The sequence below is a fragment of the Subtercola boreus genome (genome assembly GCF_006716115.1).
GTDB classification, from domain to species: Bacteria; Actinomycetota; Actinomycetes; order Actinomycetales; family Microbacteriaceae; genus Subtercola; species Subtercola boreus.
In genome coordinates this window covers 3,472,911-3,499,485 of record NZ_VFOO01000001.1, presented here as the reverse complement: position 1 = coordinate 3,499,485, position 26,575 = coordinate 3,472,911, and the positions used below count along the sequence as shown (strand labels likewise).

The window sequence follows — 26,575 nt, the reverse complement described above, 5'->3', positions numbered from 1 at the left end:
CCCTTGCTTCGAAGGAGCAGCACTGCCATGACCGATTCATCCACCCACAGCATCCGCATCGGAACCGCCCCTGACTCCTGGGGGGTGTGGTTCCCGAACGACCCGGGCCAGATCCCGTGGCCGCGTTTCCTCGACGAGGTGCAGAAGGCCGGCTACTCGTGGATCGAGCTCGGACCCTACGGCTACCTGCCGACCGACCCGAACCAGCTGCAGGACGAGCTCGAGTCCCGCGGGCTGAAGCTCTCGGCCGGCACCGTGTTCACGGGATTCCACAAGGGCGAGGACCAGTGGAAGCGCGCCTGGGACCAGGCTCTCGAGGTGGCAGGGCTCGCTACGAAACTCGGCGCCGAGCACCTGGTCGTCATCCCCGATCTCTGGCGGAGCGATTCGACGAGCGAAGTGCTCGAGGCGCGCACCCTCGACGACGAGCACTGGAAGAAGCTCGCCGCGGGCCACGACAAGCTCGGAAAGGCGTTGCTGGAGGAATTCGGCGTGAAGCAGCAGTTCCACTCGCACGCCGACAGCCACGTGGGCACCTACAAGGAGGTCGAGCGTTTCCTGCACGAGACGGATGCCGCGTTCACGAACCTCTGCCTCGACACCGGCCACTTCTCCTACTACGGCGGCGACAACCTGAAGCTCATCGCGGCCTACCCCGAGCGGATCGGCTACCTGCACCTCAAGCAGGTCGACACGTCACTGCTCTTCGACGTGCTGAAGAACGACGTGCCGTTCGCCACAGCCGTCACCGAGGGCATCATGTGCGAGCCGGGCAGCACGGATGCCGGCGTGCCCGAGCTCGGCCCGATCATCGATGCCGTCGCAGCCCTCGACTCCTCGATCTTCGGCATCGTCGAGCAGGACATGTACGGCACCGACATCGATCTGCCGCTCGGCATCGCGACGCGCACCCGCGAGAACATCTTCAGCTGCACCTCGCACGCGCGCATCCACTGACCGGCACAAGAACTGACGGGTACCTCGTCGCCATCGAAGGAGAACTGAAGATGAAGCTCGGTGTCTACAACGCGATCCTGCACGACCGCACCCTGCCCGAGGCGATCACGGTCATTGCGGGGCTCGGCCTCACCGGCATCGAGCTGAACTCCGGCGGATTCCTCCCCGCCACGCACATCCCGACCTTCGACGACATCCTCGTCTCCGACACTGCACGTGACGACTTCCTCGGGCTGTTCGAGGGCACCGGGGTCAGCATCGCCGGGCTAAACTGCAACGGAAACCCGCTGCACCCCACAGCCGCGATCGGCGACAGGCACGCCGAAGACGTGCGCCGCAGCATCCGACTGGCCGAACGTCTCGGCCAGCACCGCGTCGTCACCATGTCGGGCCTGCCCGGCGGCGAACCCGGCGTCACTCAACCGAGCTGGATCGTGAACGCCTGGAACTCGGCCGCCCTCGACGTACTTGACCACCAGTGGCGGATCGCCGCCGACTTCTGGCGGGAGACCGACCGCCTCGCCGCCGACCACGACGTGAAGGTCGCCCTCGAACTTCACCCACAGAACCTCGTCTTCAACGCGGCCGACATCGTGAAGCTCGTCGACCTCACCGGCGCCACAAACCTCGGCGTGGAACTGGATGCCTCCCACCTCTTCTGGCAGCAGATGGATCCCGTCGCGGTCATCCGCCATCTCGGCCCCCTCATCTTCCACGCGGCAGCCAAAGACGTGCGCATCAACACCGCGGCGGCGGCGCTCTACGGCGTGCTCGACAACCGGTTCCGCCGGCTCTCCCCCGACGAACCGCGTACCAACCTGGGCGGCGACGAGTGGGCCAACGAGTGGCCGAAGGATGCCGCGTGGGACTTCGTCGCGCTCGGCCGCGGCCATGACGTCGCCTACTGGACCGAGTTCCTGCGGGCCCTCCACGAGGTCGACCCCGACATGCTCGTGAACATCGAGCACGAAGACGTCTCGCTCGGCCGCATCGAAGGGCTCGAGGTGGCCTCCGCCGTGCTGCTCGAGGCGGATGCGGCGCTCAGCGCCTCGTTGGTCGGGTCCGCCTGATGGGCGACCGGATAGGCGCGGCCGACCGCCGCCGCATCGGTGTCGTCGGTTACGGCGCCGGCGGCCACTTCTTCCACACCCCGTTCATCCAGGCCGTGCCCGGCTGGGAGCTCACCGGCGTCGTCACACGATCGGATGACCGGCGGGCCCTGCTCGCGACCGAAGCTCCCGGCGTCCCCGCCTTCGACTCGCTCGACGCCCTGCTCGATGCCGGGGTCGACGCCGTCGTCATCACCACTCCCCCGGAGACGCGCCAGGACCTCGTGCTCCGGGCCCTGGAGCGCGGCGTGCACACCGTCGCCGACAAACCGTTCGCCCCGGATGCCGCGGCGGGACGGCTGCTGGCCGACGCCGCTGCCCGGTCGGGCCGCATCCTCACCGTCTTCCACAACAGGCGCCTCGACACCGACATCGTGACCCTCAGAGCCCTCATCACTGAAGGCGGGCTCGGTGACGTCTGGCGTGTCAACTCCCGCTTCGATCTCGACGACCCCGCCACCCTGGAGACCGGGCCCGCCCACGGGCTGCTCCGCGACCTCGGAGCCCACCTCGTCGACCAGATGACGCACCTCTTCGGCCCCGTCGCCCGCGTGGACGCTCACCTCGACCTCACCCGCATCGATGGCGTCGAGGTCGACTGCGGCTTCGTCGTCAACCTCCACCACGCCAACGGCGTCTACACGACCGTCTCGTCGAGCAAGCTCAACCACCTGCACGAGCGCGAGATCCTCGCCTATGGCAGCGCCGGCTCCTACGTCTCAGCGATGACCGACGTGCAGGTGCGCCAGCTCTTCAGCGGACTCCGCCCCGCGACCCACGGATCGGGTTGGGGCGTCGAGGAGCCCGCACGCTGGGGCACCCTCCGCACCGCCGCAGGCCCCCGCAGCATCCCCTCCGCTGCGGGCGACTACACGCAGTACTACGTGCAGCTGCTCGCGGCCGTACGCGGGGAAGGCCCGCCCCCGGTGTTGCTCACTGAGGCCCTCCACACCCTCGAGATCCTGGATGCCGCGCGCCAGAGCGCCACGGAGGGCCGCTCGGTCACCCTCCCCCTCCCCTGACCACCCACCCCGCCCCCGCTCGCAGGACGAGGTGCGGCGCACCCGCACCGGGCGATCAGAGGCCGGCGAGCTCCCGCAGGCGCTGCAGCTGGAAGCGCGAGACCTCGTCGGCGGCCTCGTCTTCGGCGAAGACGTTCGACACGATCAGGGAGTCGGGGCGGTCGAGGAAGCCCGAGGTGCCGAGCAGGGCGAAGAGCGCCTCGAAGTCGACGTCGCCGTCGCCGATCCGCAGGTGCTGGTGTACACGTGCCGTGTTGCCGGGCGGGTTCGAGATGTAGCGCAGCCCGTGCGAACGGTGGTGGTCGAAGGTGTCGGCTGCGTAGACGGTGGCCAGGCGGTCACCGAGCTCCGGGATGAGCGTGGCCGCCCGGTCGCCGTAGTGGAAGGTGTGCGAGGCCACGTACACGAAGCCCACGGCCGGGGAGTTGAGCCCGCGGAGCACCCGCCACGCCTCCAGCCCGTCTTCGACGAAGTCGTCGGGGTGCGGATCGAAGTTGATCCGCAGCCCCTCCGATTCGAGGAGGGGCAGCAGGTCATCCATCGACCGGTAGAACGCCGCCTCCGACTCCTCGGCCAGCTCGGGCCGGCCCGAGAACTCGGTGTTGATCACCGGGATCTCCAGCTGCACGGCGAGTTGGATGACGCGGTGGAAGTTCTTGACCGCGGTCAGCCTGAGCTGCTCGTCGGGCGAGGAGAGACGCTGCACCGGCAGGATCGCCGGGAATGTGACCCCGGCGTCCGAGGCCCGCTTGGCAAGCGCACGCACCAGCGCATCGTCGGCCTTCGGGTACCGGAAGAACGGCGTGAAGTCGACGTGCGGCGTCAGCTGCAGGTGCTCATAGCCGAGCCGCGCCGCGATGTCGGGGAACTCGAGCAGCCCGAAGTCGTGGTGGTAGGGGGTGGGGTCGAGGGCGATGCGCACCATGGCTGGCTCCTTACGCGTAGAACGCGGGGCGTTCGGGGGCTTCGACCGAGATGATGCCACCGTCGAGGGCCTTCACGCCGGCCTCGCAGGCGAGGGCGACGCGGTAGCCGTCCCACGAGTTCGGCCCGTCGACGAGCGTACCGGCGCGAACCGCGTCGACCCAGCGCTGCACCTGCACGTCGTAGGCCGAGGCGAAACGGGTGACGAAGCTGGTGTGCTCGGCGACCTCGAACTTTCCGTCCTTCCAGGTCTGGAGGCCCGAGGGCTGGCCGATGCGGGCGAGACCCTTCTGGAACACGGCCTCGGTGGCGACCTGGTAGCCGAACTGGATGCTGACGTTCATCTCCACGTCGACGAAGACGCCGTTCTCGAGTTCCATCAGCACGAGGATCGGCTCCCGCAGGTGCTCGGGCGAGAGGTCGTTGCGGCGGGGGTACTTCACCTCGACGGTCTTGACTCCGGAGCCGGCGAGCCACGGCACGACGTCGAACTCGTGCACGACGGAGTCGGTGATCAGCATGGACTGCGTGTAGCTGTCGCCGACAGACGGGTTGCGGTGCACGGCGCGCAGCATCAGCAGTTCGCCGGCGTCGCCCGAGGTGATGAGTTCGCGGAGCTTCTGGTATTCCGCGTCGAAGCGGCGCATGAAGCCGACCTGGATGTGCGGCCGGTCGAGCTTCTGCTCGAGTTCGAGGATCTTCCACGACGTGGCGGAGTCGGGGGTGAGCGGCTTCTCGCAGAGGATCGGCAGCTTCGCCTCGAGCGCGGGCACGAGCACCGGCTCGTGGAACTGGCCGGGTGTCGCGATCAGCACAGCGTCGACGGCATCGGCGGCGATGGCGTCCTCGATGCGCGTGAACGTGAGCGCACCCGGAGCGTTCGCGGCTGCCGCAGCAGCGCGGCCCGCGTCGGGCTCGACGATGGCCGAGACGATGGCTCCGCTCGTGCGGTTCGTGATTCGGGCGATGTGGTCGGCTCCCATGAGGCCGGCGCCGACGACGCCGACGCGCAGATCTTCAGTCATGTCTTTTTCTCCTGTGAGGTTGTGGTCGTTGTTCTGTGAAGAGTGGGAAGGTCAGCCCAGCAGCGGCTTCTGGTGCGACTGGCTTTCGAGATAGTCGACCCGGGCGGCCCGCGTGCTCTCGATCGTCGAGACCTCGGCGACGGGCACATCCCACCAGCCCGCGCCGTCAGGCGAGTAGAGCAGGGGGTCGCTGTTGATGTGGATGAACGTGGAACGCTCCGACGCCTTCGCCACCGCCATGGCAGCCCGCAGGTCGTCGATCGCGCCGGCACCCGGCTCGACTTCGATGACGTCGAGGCCGTAGCTCCGCGCATTCATCGCGAGGTCGACGGGCAGGATCTGTTCTCCCTGGAAGTTCTTCGCCGCCCCGTCGTATTCCCGGTACCACGTGCCGAAACGCTCGGAACCGACCGTCTCCGACAGGTGACCGATCGAGGCGTAACCGTGGTTCTGGATGAGCACGACGATGACCTTGATGCCCTCGGCGACGGCCGTGACGAGTTCGGTGTTCAGCATGAGGTACGAACCGTCTCCGACCATCACGATGACGTCGCGGTCGGAGCCGTCGGCGAGGGCGCCGCGCTTCGCGCCGAGCCCGCCGGCGATCTCGTAACCCATGCACGAGAAGGCATATTCGACGTGGTAACCGAGCGGGTCGCGAGTGCGCCAGAGCTTGTGGAGGTCCCCGGGCAGTGATCCGGCGGCCTGCACGATGACGTCTTCGGGATCGCTCGACGACTGGACGACGCCGATGATCTCGGTCTGGCCGGGCAGGGCGAGCCCCGACGGCGCGAAGGCATCGTCGACCGACGCGTCCCACGCGGCCTTCTCCGAACGGATGCGCTCGGCGTACGCGGGGTCGACGCGGAGGTCGCCGAGCGACGTCGAGAGCGCTTCGAGGGTCTCCCGGGCATCCGCCACGACCGGCAGCTGCGTGCCGTGCTTGTAGGCGTCGAACGAGGCCACGTTGATGTTCACGAACTGCACGCCCGGGTTCTGGAAGGCCGTGCGTGAGGCCGTGGTGAAGTCGCTGTAGCGTGTGCCGATGCCGATGATCAGGTCGGCCTCCGCGGCGATGCGGTTGGCGGCGAGGGTTCCCGTCGCGCCGATGCCGCCGAGGTTCTGCGGGTGGTCCCAGTCGAGCACGCCGCCGCCGGCCTGCGAAGTGCCGACCGGGATGCCCGTGGCCTCCACGAAGGCACGGAGCGCGCCCTCGGCGCTCGAGTAGAGCACGCCGCCGCCGGCCACGATCAGCGGTCGCTTCGCCGCGCGGATCGCCGCGACGGCACGGGCGAGGGCTGCACGCTCGGGGAGCGGTCGACGGATGTGCCACTCGCGGTCCTGCAGGAACTCCAGCGGAACATCCACGGCCTCGGCCTGCACGTCTTCGGGGAGGGCTATCGTGACCGCCCCGGTCTCTGCGGGGTCGGTCAGCACGCGCATCGCTGCGAGGGCGATGGAGTAGAGCTGCTCGGGCCGCTGCACGCGGTCGAAGAACCGCGAGAGCGGGCGGAACGCGTCGTTCACCGTGATGCCGATGTCGTGCGGCAGTTCGAGCTGCTGCAGCACCGGGTCGGCCACGCGCGTGGCGAAGGTGTCGCTCGGGAGCAGCAGGGCGGGCATCCGGTTCGCCGTCGCCAGGGCTGCACCGGTCAGCATATTCGCCGCGCCCGGCCCCACCGAGGCAGCTGACGCGAACGTCGCCCGGCGGCGGTGCATCCGCGCGTAGCCCACAGACTGGTGCACCATCGCCTGCTCGTTCCGCGCCTGGTAATAGGGCATCAGGTCGGGCTGGTCGACGTTGAACTGCTTCAGCGCCTGCCCGATGCCGGCGACGTTGCCGTGGCCGAAGATGCCGAACATCCCGGGGATCGTGCGTTCCCTGATGTCGCCGTCGACGGTGTACTGGTGGCCGAGGAACTCGACCAGTGCCTGGCTCACGGTCATGCGCTTGGTGGTCATGAGGTCTGGTCCTTCTGGTTCGTGTAGGGAAGGCGGGCGTCGACCGCCTGGCCCTCCCAGGTGGTGCGTACCCAGGCGTGGGCGGGATCGTCGCTGATCAGCCAGATGCGTTCGGCATCGGGTCCGGCCATGACGTTCAGGTAGTAGAGGTCGTAGCCCGGGGCTGCCACGGCCGGGCCGTGGTAGCCGTAGGGCACCAGGGCGATGTCGCCGGTCTGCACCCGGGCGTCGATCTCGATTGCTCCGGCGGGCGACGAGTAGGTGCTGAACATGCCGAAGGAGGCTTCCGGCGTGGGTGCAGCGTTGCCGTTCCGCGCCGGCGCCGACTCGAAGTAGTAGATCTCCTCGAGCCGCGACTCGTGGCCGGGCACGTGTTCGTCGTGCTTGTGCGGCGGGTACGACGACCAGTTCTCGGCCGGCGTGATGACTTCGCAGACGATCAGCCGGGCCGCATCCAGAGCCGCAGGGGTGCCGAAGTTGTGCACCTGGCGACTGGATGCCGCGGCCCCCCGCAACTCGACGGGAGTGTCCGACGCCGGAATGTGCCGTGTCGGGTGGAGCTCCGTGGTCGGCGAGGTCGCCACGGCGACCCGCCCGGTTCCCCAGATGGTCGCGGTGGCCGCGGCCGACAGGTACAGCACATCGGTGGGGCCGTCGAAGACCGTCGGCCGCCCCGCGAGCTCGACCACCTCATCCATTCCGTTCTCGGAATATGTCACCGTGAATGAGCCCGCCAGGGGAACGACGATGCGCTCGATCCCCGTCTCGGCGAGATCGAGGCTCGGCACACCGCCCTCCCCGAGCTCGGCGACACGGATGCCCGTGTGCGCCCAGCCCGGAGTGGAGGCGTCGACGACGCTCTGCCAGCCGCCCTGCGCGAGCGTGCCGCGGCGGTGGAACCATCGTTGGTCGGTCATCTGCTGCTCCTGGGAAGGCGGTGGTGCTGAAGGCGGTGGTGCTTTGCGGTGGTGCGGGTGACTCGTGCTAGTCGTTCTGCGGGAACCCGAGGTTGATGCCGCCATGGCTCGGGTCGAGCCAGCGGCTGGTGATCGCCTTCTGCTGGGTGAAGAATCGCACACCTTCGGCGCCGTGTGCTTTGGTGTCACCGAACAGGGAGGCCTTCCAGCCACCGAACGAGAACGTCGCGACCGGCACGGGGATCGGCACGTTGATGCCGATCATGCCGACCTGGATCTCGTTCTGGAAGCGGCGTGCCGCTCCCCCGTCGTTCGTGAAGATCGCGGTTCCATTGCCGAATGCACCGTCGTTGATGAGCTTGACGCCCTCTTCGTAGGTGGAGACGCGCACGATGGCGAGCACCGGGCCGAAGATCTCCTCGGTGTACGCCCGCGAGGAGGTCGGCATGCTGTCGATCAGTGTCGGGCCGAGCCAGAAGCCGTTCGGGTCCCCGTCCGGCACGACATCGCGGCCGTCGACGACGATCGTCGCGCCGTCTTCCTCGGCGATCTCGATGTAGGAGGCGACCTTGTCGCGGTGCACCTTGGTGACGAGCGGTCCCATGTCGCAGCCGCGGCGGCCATCCCCCGTGCGGAGCTTCGCCATGCGCTCGGTGATCTTCGCGATCAGCGGGTCGGCGACCGGCTCGACGGCCACGACGACCGAGATCGCCATGCAGCGCTCACCGGCCGAACCGAAGCCCGAGTTGATGGCGGCGTCTGCCACGAGGTCGAGGTCGGCATCCGGAAGCACCAGCATGTGGTTCTTCGCCCCGCCGAGGGCCTGCACGCGCTTGCCGTGCTGGGTTCCGGTCTCGTAGACGTAGCGCGCGATGGGCGTGGAACCGACGAACGAGATCGACTTCACTTCGGGGTGGGTGAGGAGGCCATCCACCGCCTCCTTGTCGCCGTGCAGCACGGTGAAGATGCCGTCGGGAAGACCGGCCTCCTTCCAGAGCTCTGCGAGCCAGTTGGCGGCCGACGGGTCCTTCTCGCTGGGCTTCAGCACGACAGCGTTGCCCGCAGCGATCGCGATCGGGAAGAACCACGACGGCACCATGGCCGGGAAGTTGAACGGCGAGATGATGCCGACCACGCCGAGCGGCTGCTTGGTGGAGTACACGTCGATGCCGGTGGAGACCTGCTCGCTGAACTCGCCCTTCAGGTGGTGCGCGAGACCCGTCGCGAACTCGGCGACCTCCTGGCCGCGGCTGATCTCGCCGAGGGCGTCGCTGACGACCTTGCCGTGCTCGCTCGTGATGATCTCGGCGAGCTCGCCCTTGCGGTCGTCGAGCAGCTGGCGGAACTTGAACATGATCGTCTGGCGCTTCGCGAGCGACGTGTCGCGCCAGGCGGGGAAGGCCGCGGCGGCACTGGCGATCGCCGCTTCGATCTCGGCCTTGTCGGCGAGCGCGACGTGCTTGGTGACGACTCCGAGGGCGGGGTCGTAGACATCGCCGACCCGGCCGCTCGTCGAGGGGTACGCGGCACCGTTGATCCAGTGCGGCACGGTGGGCAGTTCGGTGACGGCGTCGTCGGTGGTGGTGTCGGGGTTCAGGTCGATCGTACTCATGGGTTCTTCCTCAATTCGGGGGTTCGGGGGTCAGGCGGTTCAGCGAGCCGGGCGGTTCAGGCGGTGTAGCGGGCCAGGCGGTTCAGGATGCCCGGGAGAGCACGCTCGGGTGCACCATGCGCGCCGCCGTGTCCACCGCAGCGGCCACGTCACCGTCGGGCGGGTAGAGCAGCGTGCGGCCGACGGTCAGGCCGCGCACGCCGGGAAGCGTCAGCGCGTCCTCCCAGGCGGCGAAGGTCTCGTCGGGGTCTGCGCCCGAGTCGCCGCCGAGCAGCAGGGTGGGCATGGTGGTGGACGCCATCACCCGTTCCATGTCGGGAACGACGGGCAGCTTCATCCAGGTATAGGCACTGCTCGCGCCGAGCCCCGCTGCGATCGAGAGCGAGAGGATCACATCGTCGGCGGTGAGGTCGTTGACGATCCGGCCGTCGACCCAGCGGCTCATGAACGGCTCCAGCATGATCGGCAGGCCTGCGGCTGCGGCCTCGGTCACAGCTCGGGCGGTCGCTTCGAGAGTGGGCGCGGTCGCGGGATCCGCCAGGTTCACGCGGATGAGCGTCTTGGCGAAGTCGATGCCCGCCGCCGCCATCGAGGCCACGTCGTAGCCGGTGTAGCGGTCGTCCATCTCGAAGGCAGCACCGCGGAGACCGCCGCGGTTCATCGATCCGACGATGATCTTGTCGTCGAGCAGGCCGAGAGCAGCGAGGTCGTCGATGATGTCGGGAGTGCCGAGCACTCCGTCGACGCCGGGCCTGCTGAGCGCGATCGCGAGCCGGTCGAGCAGCTCGTACCGGTTCGCCATCGCGGTGGGGTCGGTGCCGACCGCGAGGGCTCCGCGGGCGGGATGATCGGCGGCGACGATGAAGATCCGGCCATCACCCCGCAGCACTTCGCGGCGCGTTCGCGCGGCCAGGGCGTCGGCGATGGCACCGGGCCGGCTGGCCCGCAGATCGCGGAGACGGGTGAAATCGGATTCGCTGAGGGCGGTGCCCATGTCAGACTCCCGTCAGAAGGATGGCGTCGACCTCAGCGGTCGTCGGCATCGCGGTGGAGCATTCGCGCCGGGAGGCGACGAGCGCCCCGGCCACGTTTGCGAATTTCAGGATGCGCTCGAGGCCCCAGCCTTCGAGCAGGCCGTGGCAGAGCGCCCCGCCGAACGCATCGCCGGCACCGAGGCCGTTGACCACGTCGACGAAGTACGGGGGAACCTCGACGGTCTCGTCGGCTGTCTTCGCGAGCACGCCCTTCGGGCCCTGCTTGACGATCGCCAGCGTGACGCCGCGTTCGAGCAGAGCGTCGGCGGCGCGGAGCGGCTCCGTCTCGCCGACGGCCACCTCGCACTCTTCGCGGTTGCCGACGGCGACCGTGGCGTGCTCGAGGGCGAAGGCGACCTGCTCGGTCGCCGCGGCCGGGGTCTCCCAGAACATCGGGCGGTAGTCGAGGTCGAGCACGGTGTGCTCGGCGCGACCGCGGGCGGTGAGGGCGGCGTGGTGCGCGGCACGGCTCGGCTCCTGGCTGAGCCCGGTGACGGTCAGCCAGAAGACGCGGGCGGCGCGCACGGCGTCGATGTCGAGGTCGTCGGTCTCGACGTTCAGGTCAGGAGCCTTCGGCTCGCGGTAGAAGTAGAGGGGGAAGTCATCCGGCGGGAAGATCTCGCAGAACGTCACCGGCGTCTTCAGGTTCGGATCGGTGGGAACGTACCGGCTGTCGACACCGAGGCGGCCGAGCTCGCGGGTGAGGTAGCGGCCGAACGGATCGTCGCCGACACGGGAGACCAGGGCGACGCGGTGGTCGTAGCGGGCGGCTGCCACGCTGACGTTCGCCGCGCTGCCGCCGAGGTACTTGCCGAACGTCTGCACGTCTTCGAGGCCGACACCGCTCTGCAGCGGGTAGATGTCGACACCCAGTCGGCCGATCGCCAGAACGTCGTAGGAAAGAAGTGTGTCCGTCATACTCCGGTGTACAACTCTCAGATCGAGGGTGGGCCGGCATTGCTGCCGTAGGTATGTCCTAACAATAGCACAAGGTCCCATTTCGTCAATGCTGTGATCGATGTTCGATACGACAAAGTGCGCGCCGAGTAATATTGTTCCGACAATATGCGGTAACGTCGCGAATGTCCGATCAAAGGAGCTGGAATGGCGAACGACGAGACCGTCTGGCCCGAGGAACTCTTCCTCGATCTCGACCGCAACGGGCCGATCCCGCTCTACTTCCAGGTCTCCAGCCGACTGGAGGCGGCCATCCGCTCCGGAGCCATTCAGCCCGGCGCGCGGCTCGAGAACGAGATCGCGATCGGCCAGCGCCTCGGCCTCTCCCGCCCCACCGTGCGGCGGGCCATCCAGGAGCTCGTCGACAAAGGCCTGCTCGTTCGTCGCCGCGGCATCGGAACCCAGGTCGTGCAGGGCACAGTCACCCGGCAGGTCGAACTGACGAGTCTCTACGAAGACCTGCAGAGCGCCCACCACGAGCCGGGCACCCACGTCATCGAGCACGGGATGCGCCCGGCGACCGAGGTCGTGGCCACCAGCCTCGGCGTCGTACCAGGCTCCGACGTGGTCTACATGCGTCGCACCCGCAGCACCGACGGCGTGACCGTGGCGATGCTCGAGAACTACCTGCCGCCGGAGTTCTCCGACATCACCACCCAGCAGCTCGAGGAGCGTGGGCTCTACCAGATCCTCCGTGGTCGAGGCGTCACGATCCGCATCGCCCAGCAGAAGATCGGCGCGAGGCGCGCCCACCGGGAGGAGTCGGAACTGCTCGAGATCGACAAGGGCGGCCCCGTGCTGACCATGGAACGTGTTGCTTTCGACAGCTCGGGTCGCGCCATCGAGTACGGTCACCACTCCTACCGCCCCGACATGTACAGCTTCGAGACGACCCTCGTCGCCAAATGACCCCCGCCCCGAGCGGGACGGTGCAACCCGGCCGCGTGTGCCGGGCTGCACCGTGATCACGCTGCGGGGATGAGGATGTCGCGCACCAGTGCATCGAGCTGGGCGTCGGCGTCGAGGAACTGCCGGAGCGTCACCCGGGTCGCCCCGAAGGTGTCGAACTCGGCCGGCGTCAGCCCGTCGACCTCGTAGGCGCGACGGAACTCCGGCACCTTCGCGAGCAGCGTCTCGATGATCCGCGGATCGACGGGCACGTCGATGCGGTTCTCGACGGGCAGCCTGTTCTCGTTGATGCGGGCCTGCCAGTCGAACGGGGGCGAGACCACGAGGTCGCCGCCCTGCAGCTCCGACCACTGCATGTGGTTGCGGAATGCTGCAGAGAGCACGCGGGAGCGGTACCCGCGCTCGGTGAAGATCGCGTGCGCCTTCTTCAGCGCAGCGACACCGGCCCACTCGAGGTAGCCGGGGTCGACCAGGATCCTGTCCCGTGCGACCGACGTCTTCAGCCAGTCGTCGAGGCGCCCGCCCATCAGCGTCACCACCGAACCGAACTCGCGCTCGTCGAGTCCTGCGGCGGTGCGCCGGTCGAGCCCGCGTTCGATCGCCGCGGCCGCCTCGACGGCCTGCGCCACCGTGAACGAGACCGTCACGTTGATGCTCACCCCGCGGAACGTGGCTTCTTCGATGGCGCGGATTCCGAGCTCGGTCGCCGGGATCTTCACGATGATGTTCTCGGCGAGACCGCTGAACCGCACGGCCTGTTCGACGAGGGCGTCGGCGTCACGGTGCAGCCGCGGATCCGTCTGGATCGACAGGCGACCGTTCCGCCCGCCACTCGCGACGAACGCGGGGTGCAGCTGGGCGGCGGCCTGAACGGAGAGTTCCTCCACGACCTTCCAGCCGAGTTCCGACTCGCCGGCGGTGGGATGCTCAGCGGCGAGCTGCGTGATGCGCGGGCCCCAGACATCCATGTGGGCACGGATGGCGGCCAGCGCGATCACCGGGTTGCAGGTGGCACCGACGGCACCGAAACCGATCGACCGCGACAGTTCGTCAGGGTCGGCCGAGTCGTTCCAGAGGGCCGTGGGGGTGGAGCGGGTGGCGAGACGAAGCGTCTCGACGTCGGTGTCGGCAGTGGATGCCGGGGCCGGCGCCTCGGTGATCGTCGTCATGGCGATCACGCCTCCTGTTCGTATTGGGCGATCTCGGCTTCGAGCTCCGCCATCGCCTCGCCACCGGCCATCAGGTCGGTGATCTGCTCGCGGGTGCGCTCGCCCTTCGCGAAGCTGTCGGCCAGCCGGCCGTGGATCAGCACCGAGAAGTTGTCGCCGACGGTCATCGCGTGCAGCACGTTGTGCGTCACGAAGACCACGGCAATGCCCTTTCTGCGGGCCTGCATGATGATGCGGAGCACGTGCGAGGCCTCCTTCACACCGAGGGCGGCGGTCGGCTCATCCAGAATCAGCAGCTTCGCACCGAAGTACACGGCGCGGGCGATCGCGAGCGACTGGCGCTCACCACCCGACATACCACCGACCAGGCGGTTGCCGTCGTTGATACGCGTGATGCCGAGGCTCTTCAGCTCGCGCACCGAGATCTCGTTCGCCTTCGCCTTGTCGAACCGCTTGAACGGTCCCCAGCCCTTGGTCGGCTCGACGCCGACGAAGAACGAGCGGCCGACGGTCATCAGGGGGAAGGTTCCGCCGTACTGGTGCACGGTCGCAATGCCGTTGGCGCTGGCATCCCGGGGGCTGTGGAAGACGACGGGCTTGCCGCCGATCTCGACGGTGCCCGTCGTGGGCGTGTGGAAGCCCGAGAGGATCTTGATCAGGGTCGACTTGCCGGCGCCGTTGTCGCCGAGCAGGCACAGTACCTTGCCGGGCTCCACCTGCAGCGAGATGTCAGCGAGGGCGTCGGTGCCCGCATAGCTCTTACCGACGTTGGAGAGCTTGAGCAGTGGTTCGGTCATGGCTACGCCTTCTTCGTCTTCGGGGCCCGCACGCCGCTGGAGAGAGCGAGCTTGCGGAACGTGTTGTTCATGAGCACGGCAGCCAGCAGGAGGGCGCCGAGGATGAAGCTGGCCCAGTCGGAGCTCAGCGAGGTCGTGTAGATGCCCTGGCTCACGATGGCGAAGGTGAGCGTGCCGAGGATGATGCCGGGCACGGAGCCGTAGCCACCGGTGAGCAGCACGCCGCCGATGACCGCCGCGATGATCGAGTTGAACACGAACGACTGGCCGGTGGAGGTCTGCGCTCCGTTGTAGAGGCAGGTCTGGATGATGCCGACCAGCGCAGCGCCGATCGCACTCATCATGAACAGGGAGATCTTGACGCGGGTGACCGGGATGCCGGTTGCGCGCGCGCTCTCCTTGTCGCCGCCGATCGCGAAGACCCAGTTGCCGAAGGGCGTCATCTGCAGCAGCCAGACGATCACGAGTGCGACGCCGATGGCCCAGAAGATGGCGACCTCGAACTGGCCGCCGAGGAGGCTGCCGAACAGGCCCTTGAAGAAGGGGCCCGGGTCGAGCGGAACGTTCGTGGTGCCCGTGATCAGGCGGGAGAGGCCGAGGGTGATGCCGGCCAGGCCGAAGTTCATGCCGAGCGTCACGACGAACGACGGCACGTTGGTGCGGGAGACGATGAGGCCGTTGATGAACCCGGCGGCCGCGCCGACGGCGAGGGCCGCGACGATACCGACGATCATCGGGGCGCCGTAGGTACCCGACACGATGGCCATGGTCATCGAGCTGGCGGCGAGCACAGAGCCCACCGAGAGGTCGAGTTCGCCGGCGATCATCAACAGGCCCACGGGGAGGGCGATGATGGCGAGCTCGGCAGCGACGTTCATCCAGCTGGCGACACCGCCGATGGAGACGAAGTTCGAGCCACCCAGAACGGTGAAGATCACGAAGACCAGCACGGTTCCGGCGAGGGCGCCCGTCTCAGGACGACGGGACAGCCGGCCGAACGACGTCTGGTTGCGGGGGGCGGGCGGTGCGGCAACCGGCCTGGTTGTCTTCACCTCCGAGGGAGCGGCGATTGCCATGTGTCCTGTTTCCTAACGTGAAAAGGGTGTGGGGCTAGCGAGGTGGGGATGGTGCCGGGCCCTGGTGGAGGGCCCGGCACCCGGGTGGAGCGAGGGTCAGCGGACGCCGGCCTGCGAACCGCTGACGACAGCGGCGACATTGTCCTTCGTGATGACGGCCGGGCCGGTGAGGATCGGCTTGGTCGGCAGCTCGAGGCCGTAGGCGACGTACTGCCACATGGCGGAGACGCTGTAGAAGCCCTGCGCGTACGGCTGCTGGTCGATGAAGGCCAGCTGCGTGCCGGCCTGGATGCGCTCATCCACCGTCGTCGAGTTGCCGAAGGTGATGAACTTGGCGCTCGAGCCGGCCTGCGTGAGGGCGGCGAAGGCAGCCTCGGAGTCGGAACCGCCGACGGTGACGATGGCGTCTGTCGCGGTGTTCTGCTGCAGGTTCGACTTGATGGCCTGGGTCACGGCCGTGGCGTTGCCGAAGCTCGTCGCGGGGAGGGCGAGCTGCTCGGATGTTCCGCCGGACTCCGTCATGCCGTCTTTGACACCGGAGCAGCGGTCTTCGAGGTTCGTCGAGCCGGGAACCGTGTTGACGCAGACAGCACTCTTAGATCCGGCCTTGCCGAGCGCTTCGCCGGCAGCCTTGCCCGCGAGGTACTCGTCGGTGCCGATGTAGGTCATCGCGCCGAGCTTGTCGGCCTGGTCCCACGTTCCGGCGTTGTAGATGACGACGGGGATGCCCGCGGCGATGACCGACTGGATCGCCGGGTCCTCAGCGGTCGGCACCCAGTCGGGTACGGCGATGGCGCTGGGCTTCATGCCGAGCGCGTTGGTGATGAGCTGGGCCACATCCGGGCCGAGGTTGTCGTAGTTCTTCAGCGCGAGGTAGGTGACCTTCGCACCGGATGCCTCGGGCACCTTGGCCGCGTCGTCGATGCCGCGCTTGACCGTCGAGAAGAACACGTCATCCGACGCACCGCCGATGACGACGAGGTTCACATTGGAGTCGTCGGCGGAACCCGTCGAGGCGGCAGTGCCGCCGTTCTGGGGGGAGCAGCCGGCGAGGGCTGCCATGGCGACGACTGCTGGTGCAACCAACAGCACGTTGCGCAGGCGCTTGCGGGTGAGGCCTTGGGGCTTGGAGAGCTTGGAGAACGTCATTATTTCCCTGGGCTCCTTTCCTTTGAGTCATCGGGGTAGCTGCATTGCGACCGAACGGATAGCTGCTTTGCTAACACCAGGGTGTGCTGATCGTATGTTCGCCTTCGTTAGAATGTCAAGACATACTTACGTCGTTACCCGATCGTGACCTCTGCTCGGTCGCGGAATCGATGGCCCAGGGCCGAATGCAGCTAGGAGCGGGGCGGGCGGATCCCCGCGCCGATCGTGGCGGGCGCACGCAGCGCCTCGACGGTGGCCACGAGAGTCAGGATGCCCAGCAGCACGAAAGCGAACGGGTACGCGCCGAACGCCGGTGCGGCATCCGGAGCGGCGGCAGACGCCCCCGCCGCCTGCACCACCTCGCCGAACCTCAGCGCCAGCGCGCCCACGGCCACCCCGAGCCCCGCGGCCAGCTGCTGCAGCGTCGACGTCAGCGTGTTCACCTCGGTCATCGCCCCGGCCGGCACATCGGCGAAGGCGATCGAGTTGTAGGCCGTGAAACCGACCGAGCGCACCACCCCGCTGAACACCATCAGCACGATGATCAGCCCGAGCGGGGTGTCGCCGCCGAGCGTGGCCGTGAGGAACATGCTGAGCGCCGCTCCCCCGGTCGCCGCCACGATCACCGCCCGGAACCCGAACCGCCGGATCAGCCCCGTCGTCGCCGGTTTGATCGCGAGGTTGCCGACGAACAGGAACAGCACGAGCGTTCCCGACAGCACCGGCGTCAGGCCGAAGCTCTCCTGGAAGAGCAGCGGCAGCAGGAAGGGCATGGCGCTGATCGTCAGCCGGAAGACGGATCCGCCCGCGTTCGACACCCGGAGGCTCGGTATCCCGAGCGCGCGGAGGTCGAGCAGCGGATGCCGGGCGCGGAGCAGATGCAGCACGGCCAGGATGGTCAGCGCAGCCCCTGCCGCCGCGGCGATCGGCACGAACATCCCACCCGCCGTGCCGTCGGCCACGGCCGCACCGTCAGCGAGCGCCGAACCGGCCCCCACGAGCAGGCCGAGGCCCAGCCCGATCAACACGAACCCCAGCCAGTCGAGCCGCTCGGAGCCCTCGCGGGCCGTGCGCGGCATCAGCCGGAGCGCGGCGACGATCGCGACAGCCCCGAGGGGCACGTTGATGAGGAAGATCCAGTGCCACGACGCGACCGTGACGATGATGCCCCCGGCCAGCGGCGCGATCACGGGGGCCGCGAGCGCCGGCCAGGTGAGCAGCGCGATGGCCCGCAGCACATCCTTCCGCTCTGTCGCCCCCAGAACCACGAGCCGGCCGACCGGCACCATCATCGCGCCGCCCGCCGCCTGCAGCACCCGGAAAGCGGTCAGCTGCAGCAGGTCGGCGCTCAGCGCGCAGAGGATCGAGCCGACCGTGAACACCACGATCGCGAGCACGAACACCCGGCGGGCGCCGAACCGCCGCGTGATCCAGCCGCTGATCGGCACCAGCACCGCCAGCGTGAGCAGGTACGCGGTGATCGTCACGCCCACCGCCGAAGGGCTCACGCCGAGCGAGCTGCCGATGGCGGGCGCCGCCGTCGTGACGATCGTGCCGTCGAGGTTCTCCATGAAGAACGTGCCCGCGACCAGCAGCGCGAGGTTCCTGGATGTTCGGGGCGACGTCACAGCATGTGAGTCTGCCAGTCTCCGCCGTCCTCCACGCACCGAACAGGCTCACGCGTCACCGGGGCAGGCGCTCCGCCTGCGAGCGGATGTTCGCCACCTCGGTCTCGAAGATGACCTCGGCGCCGATGCCGGTGGCCGCGAGGTGGCCGCCGAGTTCGAGGCTGATGATTCCGTGCACCCTCGTCCAGGTGAGGAACCCGAGCATCAGAACGTCGGCGGGGAATTCGGTCAGACCCGAGCGCTCCGCCCAGACGCGGAAGGTCTCGGTCACCTCTGCGCTCACGGGCGTGCCGCTGCCTGCGGGCCCGGATGTCGCGGGCTTGGATGTCGCGTGCCCGGCCACTCCCGCCAGGGCGCCGATGATCACCGTCATGCTCCGGGATGCCGCGGGGATGGTGCGGTCCGCAGCGAAATCCTTGCCGGAGCCGATGCTGGTCTGGAAGATCAACCGATAGGCATTCGGATGCTCGAGGGCCCACGTTCGGCTGCCGCGGAGTACGGCACCCAACCGCCCTTCCGGCGACCCCTGCGCGCCTCCCAGATCCGTGAGGTAGTCGGCCAGCTCGTCGTAGGCATCGACGACGAGGTCGGCCAGGAGGGCATCCCGGTTCGCGAAGTACCGGTACACCGCTGCGGGCGACATCGACATCTCGCGCACGATCCCGCTCAGGGACACGGCGTCGGGGCCGCCCACCCTGATCTGTTCCATGGCGAGCTGCTTGATCTCCTGCACCGTCTGGGCTCGCCGCTCATCGCGCCTTGTGGGCCTGGCCGTCGAACTCATGCCGCCACCCTTCCGAAGTGTTATTGACAGAGTAACAGGCCTTCACTAATGTGAAGACCACTAACTTCGTGACAGCTCGCCACGATGTGGTGACGATCCGGAAGATGACCATGATCCCCTCAGACACACTCCTTCCCACCACGACCACCCGGGTGGTGCTGCCCGGCCTGGTCGACCCGTCGGGCCTTCAGCTCGCCACCGGCCAGACCCCGACGGCCGCCGCTGGCCAACTCCTCGTGCAGATGGAGGCCACCGGAATCTCCTTTGCCGAGCAGTCCATGCGTCGTGGCCGCTACTTCGGCCAGCCCGCCTTCCCCTTCACCCCCGGTTACGACCTCGTCGGCCGCGTTCTCGCCGTCGGTCCCGGCGGTGACCAGCAACTGATCGGCAAGCGGATGGCGACCATGACCAAGACCGGCGGATGGGCGACCCACGTCGTCGTCGAGGCCCGCGACAGCATCCTCGTGCCCGACGGAATCACCCCAGAGGACGCCGAAACCGTCGTCGTCAACGGCGTCACCGCCTGGCAGATGCTTCACCGCACTGCGAAGGTCGAGCCCGGCCAGACCATCCTCGTCTTCGGCGCAAACGGAGGGGTGGGCGGCATCCTCCTCCAACTCGCAAAGCACCACGGCGTCACCGTCATCGACGCCGCCTCCCCCCGCCACCACGATGCGCTCCTTCGCGCCGGCGTCATCCCCGTCGACTACGCCGACCCGAACCTGGCCACTCTCGTGCGCCAGCACTCCCCCGCCGGCGTCGCCGCAGTCTTCGACAACATCGGCGGCGACAACACCGCCCTCTCGTTCTCGCTCCTCCGCCGCGGCGGAACCCTGGTGACCTACGCCATCCTGAAGGACGCCGCCGGAGACGGCCCCCTCCTCCTCCCGTTCATGAAAGCCATCGGCAAGGCCATGCTCTGGAGCGCCCTGCCCAACGGCAAGAAGGCCACCTTCTACGACCTGTGGGCGGGCCACCGGTTCCGCCCCGCCCGCTTCCGTCGTCATCTCGAAGAGGACCTCAGTCACGTCTTCGAGCTCCTCCGCACCGGCACCATCGCCGCCAACATCGCCGCCCGCTTCCCCCTCACCGAAGCCGCCGCCGCCCTCGCCCTCGCCGAGTCCCGCACCCTGAACGGAAAGGTGATCCTGCTGCCCTGACGCCCCCGCACCGGCGCGACGGGTCCCCCCAACGCCATGACGGTCGTCTCCTACACCCAGCCCATATCCATCGCGGTGCTGCCCGGCGTTCAATGAAACGCCGACCTGCGTCTCAATAACCCTCCCAATCAGGGACAAGACACCGAGTGCAGCAAGACGAGTTTTCTAGACACACGGCTCCTGCAAAACAACACGTTTCAGCACGGCATCCCACAGTCACGTCCTGTGTCTCGAAAACCTTACCTTTCTGGGGCACTGGTTACGAGTCTTAGTCGACCCGAGGATCGACACGCAAGCTTCAATAGCTCCTCAACTGGGACCCGTCTGCGGTAAGACAATGAAGGCTCGAGCCCTCCCGGGGGCTCGAGCCTTCATTGTTTATCAGCCTGGAGGTCAGGCGACCTCGAGCTCTTCTTCGCGCTCCTCGGCGAAGTCGATGCTCACGGGGGCCGGCGACTCTTCGATGACCGGGGCCGATGCGGCGACTCCGGCGACCTGGGTGAGGGAGGCGCCGTTGGTGGCGGCGGGCCAGCCGATGGCTTCATCGGCACCGCGGAGGTTGCGGAGCCACCAGGCCCAGTCCTCGGGCACCAGGCTGAAGGGGTCGGCGTAGCCCAGCACGCGGGCCGCGTAGACCGGCCAGTGCGCGTTCGCCAGGGCCGGGCGGCCGAGGTAGACGAGGTCTAGCAGGTTCTCTTCGATGACGCGGTTGGCGATCTCGGGCTGCCCGAGGTTCCAGCTGGTGGCGACTGGAATGCCCACCTCCTCTTTGACGCGCGTGGCGTTCTTGACCATGCCGCCGAGCACGCCGATCGGGATGTCGCCGCTCATGTTGTCGGTGTTGAATCCGATACTCAGGTCGGCCAGGTCGAGGCCGTGGTCTTTCATCCAGCCGATCGCGGTCACGGACTCGTCCACGGTGACGCCGTCAGGGTGCAGGTCGTCGATGCCGAGGCGCATGGTGAGGGGGATGCGGTCGGGCAGCACCGCGCGCACGGCGTCGAGCGCTTCGAGGTGGAAGCGGGTGCGGTTCTCGAGGCTGCCGCCGTACTGGTCGGTGCGCTGGTTGGCGAGGGGGGAGAAGAACTCGCTGCCGAGGTAGCCGTGGGCGAAGTGCATCTCGATCCACTCGTAGCCGGCTTCGACCGCCCGCGCTGCCGTGTCTGCATAGTCCTGCATCAGCTGCGCGATCTCCTCGACGGTGAGTGCGCGGGGCACGTAGGGCATGTCCCCGCCGTAGGCGATCGCGGAGGGCGCGCGGGTCTCCCAGCCGGCTTCGTGCTCCGGGGGAAGCATGTGCCCGCCTTCCCAGGGGGTGACGAGGCTGCCTTTGCGGCCGGTGTGGCCGAGTTGGATGGCGGCTACGCCGCCCATCGATTTGATCATGTCGACGGTGCGCTTGTGGCCCTCGATCTGATCGTCGTTGTAGAGACCGGCGCAGTGGGTGGTGGTGCGCCCGTCAGGGGTGATGGCGATCTGTTCGGGGAACACGAGACCGAAGCCGCCGGCCGCGCGGGCCCCGAGGTACATCAGGTGGAAGTCGTCGAGCTTCCCATCGGTGGAGCGGTACATGGTCATCGGCGACATCGCGATGCGGTTCCGCAGCGTGACGCCTTTCAGCGTGTAGGGGGTGAAGAGATTCGGCATCGGGTTCCTTTCGAGAGCGGGTGAGTGTGAGGAGAGGATGGGGCGGAGCGTGGGTGGGTCGTGGTCACAGTCGACCATCGGCAACCACCGGCGGCGGTTTCGTGGCGATTGCCGCCCGGTAACGTTCTGCTCACGAGGCCACGAGGCGCGTGTGAGGTCTCTGCCTGGCAGCGGTTTCGGCGGCGGACTCGGCGTAGCGATCGAGCACGATCGAGACGATCTCGGGTGGCGCCGCGGCATCCTGCACCAGCAGCGGGTCGGTGGCCAGATCGGCATCCATCGCGTGGGCGAGGTCGTTGAAGTACCCCGGGGCGAGCAGATAGGTGCTGACGACCACCCTGCGGCCCGGGTTCAGCCGTCGCGCTTCGGCGATGGCGGAGGGCAGTGCGGGTGCGGAGGCGCTGATGAATCCGACCGTCACCGGCCGATGCAGCACCACTCCGAGGCGGCGGGCCATCTCGAAGCAGTCGTCGACGGCGCGCGAATCGCTCGACCCGGCGCAGCCGAGCACGACGGCGTCGTCAGGGAGGAGGCCCGCCTGACCGAGGCGTCGGGCGAGCACACGAACGAGACGGTCGTCGGGCCCCAGAGCACGGGCGACGGTCACGATGCGGTCGTCGACGGACGCATCGTTCACCAGGTCGACGTGAACATGGAACCCTGCACTCAGCAACAGGGGCACGATCACGGCGGCCCGGCCTCGGGGCAGAGAGGAGAGCACAGTGGGAACGTCGGGCTGCTGCACGTCGACATGCCCGGGCAGGGCGGTGACCGGGCATCCGATCGCCACCGCATCGACGAGTGCAGCCACGGCGCGCTGGCCGATCGTCGACGATGTGCCGTGGGAGATCGCGAGGAGCGCCGGCGGATCGATTGCCAGGGGCGCGCTCACGGGAGGTGCACCTCGACCATGCCGTCGACCACCCGGCTCGGATAGCTCTCGATCCGCAAGTCCGGATGAGACAGCCCGGCACCGGTTCGGAGGTCGTAGACCTCTTTGTGCAGCGGCGAGGCGATCGTGGGGACGTCGCCGCGGGAGCCGACGATGCCCCTGGCCATCACGAAGGCGCCGGTGTGGGGGTCCTGGTTGCCGACGGCGTAGAGCTCATCGTCGGAGATCTTGATGAGCGCGATCTGGTGGCCGTCGAGCAGAACGGTCTCGCCCCAGAGCGGCTCGAGTTCGGCGGTGGCGCAGGCGGTGGTCCAGGTCATGATCCGACGCTACGACGGCTGTGTTACGGCTGGCGCGCTGCCCTGTTACGCGCGCGTGAAACGGGCCTCACAGTGACCGGTTCGGAGTGAGGGGTGTCTGTCACGCGACCGTCACATGAGAGAAACGACGGCGTCATGCCGCGAACGTAGCCTCGAATACATGTCGACGACCCGCGAGATCATCATCATCGGTGGAGGCCCTGCCGGCCACCGTGCCGCGGACGCCCTTCGTGCACGCGACCCCGAGCTGGCTGTGCGGATCACGGTGATCTCCGAGGAGACGCACGCGCCCTATGACCGGGTGGCGCTCAGCCAACGGCTGCATGCGGAGATCGACCTGTCACTCCAGGCGCAGACGGAATGGCATCCCGATCATGTGCGTGTGCTGTCAGGGATCTCTGCAACCTCGATCGATCCGATCGGGCACATCGTCGAGACGAGCGACGGCCAGCGTCTGCCGTTCGACCAGCTCGTGCTGGCTACCGGATCGTCGGCGCCGGTGCCCGACATCCCCGGTGCCGAACAGATCCGCGTCTACCGCACCATCGACGACGTCGACTGGCTGCGCGCCGAAGTCGCCCGGCTGGCAGACGCGCTGGGTCGTCCGCCGCGCGCTGTGGTCGCAGGCGGCGGACTGCTCGGACTTGAGGCGGCCGGCGGGCTGGTGGCCCTCGGAGCGAAATCCGCTCTCGTGCACTCCGGGCCGTGGCTGATGTCTGCACAACTCGACCAGGGCGCCGGCCAGGCGTTGGGGCGGGTCATCGACAGCAAAGGCATCGCGCTCCACCTCGGAACCCGGCCCCGCGACATCCAACTCGCCGCCGACGGTAGCACCGTGGTGGGCGTGCGGCTGAACAACGGGCAGCGCCTCGAGGCCGACCTCGTCGTCTTCGCCATCGGGATCAGGCCCCGGGACGAGCTGGCTGCCGAGGCAGGGCTCGAACTCGGGCCGCGGGGCGGCGTCGTCATCGGAACCGACTGCCGATCATCGGCCCCAGACGTCTTCGCGATCGGTGAGGTCGCCTCTTTCGAGGGTCGTTGCACCGGGCTCGTCGCTCCGGCCAATGCGATGGCCGAGGTGGCGGCCGACCGCATCCTCGGCGGTGGGGCCGAGTTCACCACGGTCGACGACGCGACCAAATTGAAGCTCGCCGGTGTCGACGTCGCGAGCTTCGGCGATGCGCTCGGTGCGACGGTGGGTGCACTCGAAGTGGTCTATGCCGATCCCGTGCGCGGGGTCTACCAGAAGCTCGTGGTGACCGACGACGCCAAGACGCTGCTCGGCGGTGTCTTCGTGGGCGATGCCAGCCCGTACTCCCTGCTGCGGCCGCTGCTCGGCGCCGTGCTCGCCGACGAACCCGGCGCGTATCTGAGCGCGGCGGGTGGCGACGGGCCAGTCAGTACGGAACTGCCCGACGCGGCGCTCGTCTGCTCGTGCAACAACGTGGCGGCGCACACCATCCGCGAGGCGGTCGCCGGCATCGGCACCCCCGACGGAGAGCCGTGCACCGAGCTCGGCGCCTTGAAGACGTGCAGCCGAGCCGGCACGCAGTGCGGATCCTGCGTGCCCCTCGTGAAGAAGATCCTCGAAACGGAGCTGGTGAAGTCGGGCCGCACGGTGTCGAAGGCTCTCTGCGAGCACTTCCCCCTCTCGCGGCAGGAACTCTTCGAGACTGTGCGGGTGACCGGCCTGACCTCATTCGAGGAGATCATCTCGACGTATGGAACCGGGCGCGGGTGCGACATCTGCAAGCCGGTCATCGCATCCATCATCGCCAGCCAGCACCAGGGCTACATTCTCGGCGATGGGCGCGCGGGCCTTCAGGACACCAACGACCGTGCCCTCGCGAACCTGCAGCGTGACGGCTCCTACTCCGTCGTGCCGCGGATGCCCGGGGGTGAGGTGACACCGCAGAAGCTCGCTGTCATCGCCCAGGTCGCCATCGATTTCGGGCTCTACACGAAGATCACCGGCGGCCAGCGGATCGACATGTTCGGGGCCCGCCTCGACCAACTGCCCGACATCTGGCGCCGCCTCGTCGACGCCGGGTTCGAGTCGGGCCAGGCCTACGGCAAGGCGCTCCGGAACGTGAAGAGCTGCGTCGGCTCGACCTGGTGCCGGTTCGGCGTTCAGGATGCTGTCGCCATGGCCGTGCGCCTCGAACTGCGGTACCGGGGCCTTCGTGCCCCCCACAAGTTCAAGTTCGGCGTCTCGGGGTGCGCGCGTGAATGCGCCGAGGCCCGGGGCAAGGATGTCGGTATCATCGCCACCGACCAGGGCTGGAACATGTATGTCGGGGGCAACGGCGGCTACCAGCCGACCCACGGTCAACTGCTCGTCGGAGACATCGACGACGAGACGCTGGTGCGCTACATCGACCGCTTCATGATGTACTACATCCGCACCGGGGACCGGCTGCAGCGCACGGCCCGGTGGATGGAGGAGATCGAGGGCGGCCTCGCCCACGTGTACGACGTGGTCGTCAACGATTCACTCGGCCTGGCCGACGAGCTCGAGTCGGCGATGGCCAGGCACATCGACAACTACGAGGACGAATGGGCTGCCACCCTGAAGGACCCGGAACGGCTCCGCCGGTTCCGCACGTTCGTCAACGCCCCGCACGAGGCCGACCCGAGCCACCTCCGGGTCGCCGAACGGGGCCAGTCCCGGCCGCCGACCGATGCCGAGCGGGCCGAGGGCAAGGGCGTCCTGCTGGCCGGGACACGGATCCCCGTTCGCGAGGGCGCATGAGCCGCGGCCGCGTCATCCTCGTCGGCGGTGGGCCGGGTTCTGAAGACCTGCTCACGCTCGGTGCCGTGAAGGCTCTGGGATCGGCCGATGTCGTGCTCTACGACAGGCTCGCACCGCACGCTCGGCTGAGCGAGTTCGCTCCGCACGCTCTGCTCATCGACGTCGGCAAGACTCCCGGGCACCATCCGATTCCCCAGGCCGACATCGAACGGTTGCTGGTCGAGCACGCACTGCAGGGATCGTGCGTCGTGCGTCTCAAAGGCGGCGACCCGTTCGTCTTCGGCCGCGGTGGCGAAGAGGTGATGGCCTGCCGTGCGGCGGGAATCGAGGTGACAGTGGTGCCGGGCGTCTCGAGCGCTGTGGCCGTTCCGGCAGCCGCCGGCATCGCCGTGACGCACCGCGACGTCAGCCGCATGTTCACCGTCGTGTCGGGCCACGCGCCGCTCAGCGAGACTGAGCTGGCCGGCCTGGCCGGGCTCGCCAGCACGATCGTGGTTCTGATGGGGGTCTCCAACCTGCCCCAGATCACCCAGGGACTGATCCGGCACGGACTTCGCGCGGCGACACCGATCGCGATCATCGAACGCGGGTACACCGCAGACCAGCGCTCGATTTTCTCCATCCTCGACCGGGTCGTCTACGACGCAGCTGCGGCGAGCGTCACCTCTCCGGCCGTTCTGGTGATCGGTGAAGTGGTTGCATATGCCCGACTGGAGCATGCCGATGCGGCTGCTGTTCTGAACACGGCGGCGCTGCTCGTCCCGGCGGAGTGA

Annotated in this window: 23 protein-coding genes; 7 read left to right on the top strand and 16 right to left on the bottom strand. The window is 68.2% G+C overall.

Going from position 1 to position 26,575, the window contains the following annotated elements:
- Nucleotides 1-27: 27 nt before the first annotated feature.
- From FB464_RS16375 to FB464_RS16365, 3 genes are read left to right on the top strand one after another with little or no spacing between them, the layout of a single operon-like run.
- Nucleotides 28-957, top strand: a complete 930-nt coding sequence (locus FB464_RS16375; protein ID WP_116416088.1) for a sugar phosphate isomerase/epimerase family protein — start codon at nucleotides 28-30, stop codon at nucleotides 955-957.
- 50 nt (nucleotides 958-1,007) lie between these two features.
- Complete coding sequence (locus FB464_RS16370; RefSeq protein WP_116416089.1) at nucleotides 1,008-2,027, top strand: sugar phosphate isomerase/epimerase family protein; 1,020 nt, start codon at nucleotides 1,008-1,010, stop codon at nucleotides 2,025-2,027.
- Nucleotides 2,027-3,088: a Gfo/Idh/MocA family protein gene (locus FB464_RS16365; RefSeq protein WP_116416090.1), complete on the top strand. Its 1,062-nt coding sequence runs from the start codon at nucleotides 2,027-2,029 to the stop codon at nucleotides 3,086-3,088. Before FB464_RS16370 ends, FB464_RS16365 begins: the two co-directional genes overlap by 1 nt.
- A gap of 55 nt (nucleotides 3,089-3,143) precedes the next feature.
- On the opposite strand, the gene FB464_RS16360 is transcribed toward FB464_RS16365, so the two are convergent.
- The 7 genes from FB464_RS16360 to iolC form a co-directional block, all read right to left on the bottom strand.
- A complete protein-coding gene (locus tag FB464_RS16360) occupies nucleotides 3,144-4,013 on the bottom strand; it encodes a sugar phosphate isomerase/epimerase family protein (protein WP_116416091.1) in 870 nt (289 codons plus the stop codon).
- Nucleotides 4,014-4,023: 10 nt separating this feature from the next.
- Entirely contained in the window at nucleotides 4,024-5,037 is a 1,014-nt protein-coding gene (locus FB464_RS16355) for a Gfo/Idh/MocA family protein (RefSeq protein WP_116416092.1), read from the bottom strand.
- 51 nt (nucleotides 5,038-5,088) lie between these two features.
- A complete protein-coding gene (gene iolD, locus FB464_RS16350) occupies nucleotides 5,089-6,999 on the bottom strand; it encodes a 3D-(3,5/4)-trihydroxycyclohexane-1,2-dione acylhydrolase (decyclizing) (protein ID WP_116416093.1) in 1,911 nt (636 codons plus the stop codon).
- On the bottom strand, nucleotides 6,996-7,916 hold the full coding sequence (gene iolB, locus FB464_RS16345) for a 5-deoxy-glucuronate isomerase (RefSeq protein WP_116416094.1): 921 nt from the start codon (nucleotides 7,914-7,916) through the stop codon (nucleotides 6,996-6,998). The genes iolD and iolB overlap by 4 nt, the downstream gene beginning before the upstream one ends.
- A 67-nt stretch (nucleotides 7,917-7,983) precedes the next feature.
- On the bottom strand, nucleotides 7,984-9,528 hold the full coding sequence (locus FB464_RS16340) for a CoA-acylating methylmalonate-semialdehyde dehydrogenase (protein ID WP_116416095.1): 1,545 nt from the start codon (nucleotides 9,526-9,528) through the stop codon (nucleotides 7,984-7,986).
- Nucleotides 9,529-9,610: 82 nt separating this feature from the next.
- Nucleotides 9,611-10,522, bottom strand: coding sequence for a class I fructose-bisphosphate aldolase (locus tag FB464_RS16335; RefSeq protein WP_170152002.1), 912 nt, complete (start codon nucleotides 10,520-10,522; stop codon nucleotides 9,611-9,613).
- Between the two features lies 1 nt (nucleotide 10,523).
- Nucleotides 10,524-11,480, bottom strand: coding sequence for a 5-dehydro-2-deoxygluconokinase (gene iolC, locus FB464_RS16330; RefSeq protein ID WP_116416096.1), 957 nt, complete (start codon nucleotides 11,478-11,480; stop codon nucleotides 10,524-10,526).
- A gap of 186 nt (nucleotides 11,481-11,666) precedes the next feature.
- Here iolC and FB464_RS16325 point away from each other — a divergent pair, with 186 nt between their 5' ends.
- Nucleotides 11,667-12,428, top strand: a complete 762-nt coding sequence (locus FB464_RS16325; RefSeq protein WP_116416097.1) for a GntR family transcriptional regulator — start codon at nucleotides 11,667-11,669, stop codon at nucleotides 12,426-12,428.
- Nucleotides 12,429-12,484: 56 nt separating this feature from the next.
- Here the strand turns inward: FB464_RS16325 and FB464_RS16320 are convergent, their stop codons facing one another.
- The 6 genes from FB464_RS16320 to FB464_RS16295 all read right to left on the bottom strand — a co-directional run bounded on the left by FB464_RS16320 (nucleotide 12,485) and on the right by FB464_RS16295 (nucleotide 19,031).
- On the bottom strand, nucleotides 12,485-13,597 hold the full coding sequence (locus FB464_RS16320; RefSeq protein WP_116416754.1) for a transaldolase family protein: 1,113 nt from the start codon (nucleotides 13,595-13,597) through the stop codon (nucleotides 12,485-12,487).
- Nucleotides 13,598-13,602: 5 nt separating this feature from the next.
- Nucleotides 13,603-14,394, bottom strand: a complete 792-nt coding sequence (locus FB464_RS16315; RefSeq protein WP_116416098.1) for an ATP-binding cassette domain-containing protein — start codon at nucleotides 14,392-14,394, stop codon at nucleotides 13,603-13,605.
- Between the two features lie 2 nt (nucleotides 14,395-14,396).
- Nucleotides 14,397-15,470 (bottom strand): ABC transporter permease, encoded by a 1,074-nt coding sequence (locus FB464_RS16310; protein WP_116416099.1) that lies wholly within the window; start codon nucleotides 15,468-15,470, stop codon nucleotides 14,397-14,399.
- Between the two features lie 96 nt (nucleotides 15,471-15,566).
- On the bottom strand, nucleotides 15,567-16,619 hold the full coding sequence (locus FB464_RS16305) for a sugar ABC transporter substrate-binding protein (protein WP_116416100.1): 1,053 nt from the start codon (nucleotides 16,617-16,619) through the stop codon (nucleotides 15,567-15,569).
- A gap of 191 nt (nucleotides 16,620-16,810) precedes the next feature.
- On the bottom strand, nucleotides 16,811-18,247 hold the full coding sequence (locus FB464_RS16300) for an MFS transporter (protein WP_246093108.1): 1,437 nt from the start codon (nucleotides 18,245-18,247) through the stop codon (nucleotides 16,811-16,813).
- A 55-nt stretch (nucleotides 18,248-18,302) separates the two neighbouring features.
- Entirely contained in the window at nucleotides 18,303-19,031 is a 729-nt protein-coding gene (locus FB464_RS16295) for a TetR/AcrR family transcriptional regulator (RefSeq protein ID WP_116416101.1), read from the bottom strand.
- Between the two features lie 68 nt (nucleotides 19,032-19,099).
- Here FB464_RS16295 and FB464_RS16290 point away from each other — a divergent pair, with 68 nt between their 5' ends.
- On the top strand, nucleotides 19,100-20,191 hold the full coding sequence (locus tag FB464_RS16290; RefSeq protein ID WP_211327419.1) for a medium chain dehydrogenase/reductase family protein: 1,092 nt from the start codon (nucleotides 19,100-19,102) through the stop codon (nucleotides 20,189-20,191).
- 393 nt (nucleotides 20,192-20,584) lie between these two features.
- Here the strand turns inward: FB464_RS16290 and FB464_RS16285 are convergent, their stop codons facing one another.
- The 3 genes from FB464_RS16285 to nirD all read right to left on the bottom strand — a co-directional run bounded on the left by FB464_RS16285 (nucleotide 20,585) and on the right by nirD (nucleotide 23,050).
- Nucleotides 20,585-21,838: an NADH:flavin oxidoreductase/NADH oxidase gene (locus FB464_RS16285; RefSeq protein ID WP_116416102.1), complete on the bottom strand. Its 1,254-nt coding sequence runs from the start codon at nucleotides 21,836-21,838 to the stop codon at nucleotides 20,585-20,587.
- A 130-nt stretch (nucleotides 21,839-21,968) separates the two neighbouring features.
- Entirely contained in the window at nucleotides 21,969-22,730 is a 762-nt protein-coding gene (locus FB464_RS16280; RefSeq protein WP_246093107.1) for a sirohydrochlorin chelatase, read from the bottom strand.
- On the bottom strand, nucleotides 22,727-23,050 hold the full coding sequence (gene nirD, locus FB464_RS16275) for a nitrite reductase small subunit NirD (RefSeq protein WP_116416103.1): 324 nt from the start codon (nucleotides 23,048-23,050) through the stop codon (nucleotides 22,727-22,729). Before nirD ends, FB464_RS16280 begins: the two co-directional genes overlap by 4 nt.
- 160 nt (nucleotides 23,051-23,210) lie before the next feature.
- Here nirD and nirB point away from each other — a divergent pair, with 160 nt between their 5' ends.
- Nucleotides 23,211-25,802 (top strand): nitrite reductase large subunit NirB, encoded by a 2,592-nt coding sequence (nirB, locus tag FB464_RS16270; RefSeq protein ID WP_246093106.1) that lies wholly within the window; start codon nucleotides 23,211-23,213, stop codon nucleotides 25,800-25,802.
- Nucleotides 25,799-26,575, top strand: a complete 777-nt coding sequence (gene cobA, locus FB464_RS16265; RefSeq protein WP_116416105.1) for a uroporphyrinogen-III C-methyltransferase — start codon at nucleotides 25,799-25,801, stop codon at nucleotides 26,573-26,575. Before nirB ends, cobA begins: the two co-directional genes overlap by 4 nt.

Coding starts and splice junctions, on each gene's coding strand:
- FB464_RS16375 (WP_116416088.1), top strand. CDS start 28: ATGACCGATTCATCCACCCACAGCATCCGCATCGGAACCGCCCCTGAC.
- FB464_RS16370 (WP_116416089.1), top strand. CDS start 1,008: ATGAAGCTCGGTGTCTACAACGCGATCCTGCACGACCGCACCCTGCCC.
- FB464_RS16365 (WP_116416090.1), top strand. CDS start 2,027: ATGGGCGACCGGATAGGCGCGGCCGACCGCCGCCGCATCGGTGTCGTC.
- FB464_RS16360 (WP_116416091.1), bottom strand. CDS start 4,013: ATGGTGCGCATCGCCCTCGACCCCACCCCCTACCACCACGACTTCGGG.
- FB464_RS16355 (WP_116416092.1), bottom strand. CDS start 5,037: ATGACTGAAGATCTGCGCGTCGGCGTCGTCGGCGCCGGCCTCATGGGA.
- iolD (WP_116416093.1), bottom strand. CDS start 6,999: ATGACCACCAAGCGCATGACCGTGAGCCAGGCACTGGTCGAGTTCCTC.
- iolB (WP_116416094.1), bottom strand. CDS start 7,916: ATGACCGACCAACGATGGTTCCACCGCCGCGGCACGCTCGCGCAGGGC.
- FB464_RS16340 (WP_116416095.1), bottom strand. CDS start 9,528: ATGAGTACGATCGACCTGAACCCCGACACCACCACCGACGACGCCGTC.
- FB464_RS16335 (WP_170152002.1), bottom strand. CDS start 10,522: ATGGGCACCGCCCTCAGCGAATCCGATTTCACCCGTCTCCGCGATCTG.
- iolC (WP_116416096.1), bottom strand. CDS start 11,480: ATGACGGACACACTTCTTTCCTACGACGTTCTGGCGATCGGCCGACTG.
- FB464_RS16325 (WP_116416097.1), top strand. CDS start 11,667: ATGGCGAACGACGAGACCGTCTGGCCCGAGGAACTCTTCCTCGATCTC.
- FB464_RS16320 (WP_116416754.1), bottom strand. CDS start 13,597: ATGACGACGATCACCGAGGCGCCGGCCCCGGCATCCACTGCCGACACC.
- FB464_RS16315 (WP_116416098.1), bottom strand. CDS start 14,394: ATGACCGAACCACTGCTCAAGCTCTCCAACGTCGGTAAGAGCTATGCG.
- FB464_RS16310 (WP_116416099.1), bottom strand. CDS start 15,470: ATGGCAATCGCCGCTCCCTCGGAGGTGAAGACAACCAGGCCGGTTGCC.
- FB464_RS16305 (WP_116416100.1), bottom strand. CDS start 16,619: ATGACGTTCTCCAAGCTCTCCAAGCCCCAAGGCCTCACCCGCAAGCGC.
- FB464_RS16295 (WP_116416101.1), bottom strand. CDS start 19,031: ATGAGTTCGACGGCCAGGCCCACAAGGCGCGATGAGCGGCGAGCCCAG.
- FB464_RS16285 (WP_116416102.1), bottom strand. CDS start 21,838: ATGCCGAATCTCTTCACCCCCTACACGCTGAAAGGCGTCACGCTGCGG.
- nirD (WP_116416103.1), bottom strand. CDS start 23,050: ATGACCTGGACCACCGCCTGCGCCACCGCCGAACTCGAGCCGCTCTGG.
- nirB (WP_246093106.1), top strand. CDS start 23,211: ATGTCGACGACCCGCGAGATCATCATCATCGGTGGAGGCCCTGCCGGC.
- cobA (WP_116416105.1), top strand. CDS start 25,799: ATGAGCCGCGGCCGCGTCATCCTCGTCGGCGGTGGGCCGGGTTCTGAA.